A 3994-nucleotide genomic window follows, 5' to 3' on the forward strand; every position below is an offset into this window, starting at 1 on the left:
ACCCAACGCCGTGGAGCGCGCCGATCTCCCGGTTGGCCAGGGCCAGCGGCGAGCGGTCGCCGGCGTGCGCGAGCCGGGCGGTCTTGAGCTGCTCGAGGTCAGTGGCGGCGGTGATCGCCGCGAGCGCGTCGGTGACGGCGCGCTCCACGGCGTTGGGTTGCAGTACGGCGACCTCGACCGGGTCGAACGAATGGGAGTTTCCAGCGGGCATGCGTGACGGTCCTTCGTCGGGGCGTCGGTGACGCCCGGGGCGATGGGGGCGCGCCGACGATCAGGCGCGCGGAGCGGCGGCCGCAAGCCGCGCGGCGCACATCCGCGGACGCCGGGCGTACGGGCGGCGGTGCGACTGCGCGGTCATGCGGCCACCTTAGCCGGGCCGATCAACGCACTTGCTCGACGGCCGCGACGGCGCCCCCGGCCAGCGCGGCGTACTTGCCGCCGCGTTCGAGCAGTGCGTCGTGCGTACCGCTCTCGACGACACGCCCGTGATCGAGTACCGCGATCTCGTCGGCGTCGCGGACGGTGCTCAACCGGTGCGCGATGGTGATCGTCGTGCGCCCGACCGACAGCTCGTCGAGTGCGCGTTGCACAGCTCGTTCGGTCTCGTTGTCGAGCGCGCTGGTGGCTTCGTCGAGCACCAGCACCCGCGGGTTGCGCAGCAGCGTGCGGGCGATCGCAAGACGCTGCTTCTCGCCGCCGGAGAACCGGTACCCGCGCGAGCCCACGACGGTGTCGTAGCCCGCGGGCAGTCCACTGATCAGCTCGTGGATGTGCGCGGCGCGCGCGGCTTGCTCCAGCTCGGCGTCGGTCGCGTCCGCCTTCGCGTAACGCAGGTTCTCGCGGATCGTGGTGTGCAGCAGGTACGTCTCCTGGCTGACGACGCCGACGATGCTTGCGAGGTCGGTGAGGGTCATGTCCCGCAGGTCGACACCGTCGATCGTGATGCGGCCGGCATCGACGTCGTGCAGGCGCGCGAGCAGCGCCGCCAAGGTGCTCTTGCCGGAGCCGGTCTCGCCGACCAGGGCCAGCGTCGCGCCGGCGGGCACGTCGAGGGTGATGCCGGCGAGCGCGGCGGTGTCGCTGCCGGGGTAGGCGAAGGTCACGTCCTCGATGCGGACGTGCCCGGCCATCGACGTGGGGTCGATCTCGGCCGGCGATTCGGGGTCGGCGACGTCCACCGGCAGGTCGAGATACTCGAAGATCCGCGCGAACAAGGCGAGCGAGCTCGTGAGCGTGACGCCGACGTCGAGCAGGGACATCAACGGCCGGAACAGTCCGTTCTGCAGCGCGGTGAACGCGACGATCGTGCCGATGGTCAGCGTGCCTGCGGTGCCGGGCAGCCCGGCACTGAGGTAGATGGCGGCCGGGATCGCCGCGAAGATGATGTTCATCGCGGCCATCCGCCAGCGGCCGGCGAGATCGGAACGTAGTTCGAGATCGATCAGCCGTGCCGAGGACGCGGTGAACCGGTCGACGAGCATCGACGCGGCGCCCATGGTCTTGGCCAGCTGCACGCCGCTGACCGACAGGCTCTCGTCGATGATCACGTTGAGGTCGGCCAGCTCGCGCTGCCGGTCCGCGGTGATGGCCTGGCGCATGCGAGCGACGCGCTTCGTCAGCAGCACCGCCGGTGGCAGCACGACCAGCGAGATCAGCGACAACTTCCAGGACAGCGCGACCATCGCGACCGCGCTGGCCACGACGGTCGTGAGGTTGGCGGCGACCGACGACGCGGTGCTCGTGACGAGCGACTGCATGCCGCCGATGTCGTTCGTGATGCGCGACTGCACCTCGCCGGTGCGGGTGCGGGTGAAGAAGTCGAGCGACTGGCGTTGCAGGTGCGCGAACACAGTCGTGCGCAGCGTGTGCATGACGCGCTGGCCGACCCGCGTGCTGATCCACGTCTGGACGACGCCGAAGGCAGCGGTGATCGCGGCAACGGCGACCATGCCGGCAACGAGCCAGGAGAGCAGATGCAGGTTCTGGGTGCGCAGCGCGTCGTCGATGACCGCACGCTGCAGGAACGGGCTGGCCATGCCGACCACCGACGACGCGACGATCACGGCAATGACGGTGGCGAGTTGCCAGCGGTAGGGGGTGAAGAGCCTGGCGATGCGGCGAAGCGACACCTGCCGAGCTCTGGTGCGATCGGCGGCCGACGGCTTGCGGCTCGGTCCGCCGGGACGGGTTGATGGGGGAACCAAAGGCTTGCTCCTCTCGGTACTGAGGCAACTTTGTAATGAGGTTACCTCATGATGAGGTTGCAACACTAAATGCTGCTACCGTGTTCCCATGACCGATCCGGTGGGCGACGAATCGCTCGTCGATGCGTTGTGGGCCGTGGCGCGGCGGCTGCGCGGGGTGAGCCGCGAGGCGCTCGCACCGCGCGATGTCACGCCTGCCATGGCACGCGCCTTGCAGGTGCTGCTCGCGCACGGGCCGATGCGGCCGGGTCAGCTGAGCAAGCACCTGCACATCGCCCCTCGCTCGGCCACCGAGATGGTCGATGCGCTGGCCGAGCGCGGCCTCGTCGAGCGCTCCGCCGACCCCGCCGACCGACGCGCGACGGTGCTCGACGTGACGGCGGACGGTCGACGGATGGGGGACGCGCTGCGCGAGTCGCGGCAGCGCGAGACCCAGGAGATGTTCGCGGCGCTCAGCGCGACCGATCGCAGGCATCTGGCGCGGATCCTGCGCAAGCTGGCCGGCTGACCCGCGATCCCTGGGCCTCGGTTACGCGGGCGTCGCGCGACGCTGCGCGCGGGCGCTGGCGTACAGGCAGACGGCCGCGGCACTCGCCAGGTTGAGGCTCTCGGCCCGCCCGTGCACCGGGATCCGCACGGCGCGCGCCGCGGCCAGCAGTGCCTCGGGCAAGCCGTGCGCCTCGGTGCCGAACAGCCACGCGGTGGCCGCGGCCAGCTCACCGGCGTCGATGAGGTCGTCGAGGTCGAGTGCTGCGTCGCCGCTGGTGGCGAGCAGCGCGATGCCCGCCTTCGGCCCGGCGGTCAGCAAGTCGTCGGTGGATGCCGCCACCACAGGCACGTGGAAGATGCTGCCGGCGCTGGCGCGCACGGCCTTGCCGTTGTACGGATCGACCCCGCCGTCGACGAGCACGGCGTCTGCGCCGGCGGCATCAGCGGTGCGGATGACGGTGCCGAGGTTGCCCGGGTCACTGGGCTCGACGAGTACCGCGAGTAGCCGCGGGCCGCGGGCGAGGACGTCGGCGAGCGACGGTTGGGTGAGTTCACAGACCGCGACGAGACCCTGCGGGGTGACGGTCTCGGACAACGTTGCGGCGTCCTTCGCCGAGATCTCGGACGCGTCGGCCGTCAGCTCGGGATTGCCGACGATCGCCTCGGCGGTGGCGAAGACCTCGAGCACGGCGTCGGCAGCCAGCGCCTCACGCACGGCCTGCGGCCCTTCGGCGAGGAAACGCCCGGCGTCGCGGCGACCCGTCCGTCGGGTGAGACGGCGGGCCGCGGCGAGCCGGGCGTTGGTGGAGCTGAGCAAGCAGGTGGCTATGCGGCCGGCGACTGCGCGGACGCGCCGCCGGTGCCCTCGGCGACGACCGCCGCGCGGGCGACCTCGACCAGAGCGGTGAACGCCTCGGGGTCGGTCACCGCGAGGTCGGCGAGCACCTTGCGGTCGACGTCGACCTCGGCGAGCCGCAGCCCCTGGATGAACCGGTTGTAGGTCATGTCGTTCGCGCGCGCCGCCGCGTTGATGCGGGCGATCCACAACTTGCGGAAGTCACCCTTGCGGTCCTTGCGGTCGCGGTAGGAGTAGGTCGCCGAGTGGAGCAGCTGCTCCTTGGCCTTGCGGTAGAGCCGCGAGCGCTGCCCGCGGTAGCCGCTGGCAGCCTCGAGTGCGGTCCGGCGCTTCTTCTGGGCATTCACTGCCCGCTTGACGCGTGCCACTGTGTCGTCCTTGCTGTCAGGCCGCGCGTGCGATCCGGCGGCGGGGGGTCATGAAGATGGCGGGGTGACGCTCAGCG

Annotated in this window: 4 protein-coding genes and 1 pseudogene; 1 reads left to right on the forward strand and 4 read right to left on the reverse strand. The window is 71.1% G+C overall.

From position 1 onward, the window contains the following. Nucleotides 1-211, reverse strand: a pseudogene (locus ACFFCN_RS16240) (phenylalanine--tRNA ligase subunit alpha); the annotation flags it as partial. 169 nt (nt 212-380) lie between these two features. After that, a complete protein-coding gene (locus ACFFCN_RS16245) occupies nt 381-2129 on the reverse strand; it encodes an ABC transporter ATP-binding protein (RefSeq protein ID WP_375493317.1) in 1749 nt (582 codons plus the stop codon). Between the two features lie 163 nt (nt 2130-2292). Here ACFFCN_RS16245 and ACFFCN_RS16250 point away from each other — a divergent pair, with 163 nt between their 5' ends. Continuing rightward, nucleotides 2293-2712 (forward strand): MarR family winged helix-turn-helix transcriptional regulator, encoded by a 420-nt coding sequence (locus ACFFCN_RS16250; RefSeq protein ID WP_375493319.1) that lies wholly within the window; start codon nt 2293-2295, stop codon nt 2710-2712. 21 nt (nt 2713-2733) lie between these two features. On the opposite strand, the gene ACFFCN_RS16255 is transcribed toward ACFFCN_RS16250, so the two are convergent. Together ACFFCN_RS16255 and rplT are read right to left on the reverse strand one after the other, a co-directional pair. Beyond that, a complete protein-coding gene (locus ACFFCN_RS16255; protein ID WP_375493321.1) occupies nt 2734-3510 on the reverse strand; it encodes a TrmH family RNA methyltransferase in 777 nt (258 codons plus the stop codon). An 8-nt stretch (nt 3511-3518) separates the two neighbouring features. Next, a complete protein-coding gene (gene rplT / locus ACFFCN_RS16260) occupies nt 3519-3917 on the reverse strand; it encodes a 50S ribosomal protein L20 (RefSeq protein ID WP_375493323.1) in 399 nt (132 codons plus the stop codon). Nucleotides 3918-3994: the final 77 nt, after the last annotated feature.

Source organism: uncultured Jatrophihabitans sp. (assembly GCF_964246335.1).
Lineage (GTDB): Bacteria > Actinomycetota > Actinomycetes > Mycobacteriales > Jatrophihabitantaceae > Jatrophihabitans.

What these genes read in the sequence shown, in the direction of transcription:
- ACFFCN_RS16250 (WP_375493319.1), top strand. Translation starts at nt 2,293, where the DNA reads ATGACCGATCCGGTGGGCGACGAATCGCTCGTCGATGCGTTGTGGGCC.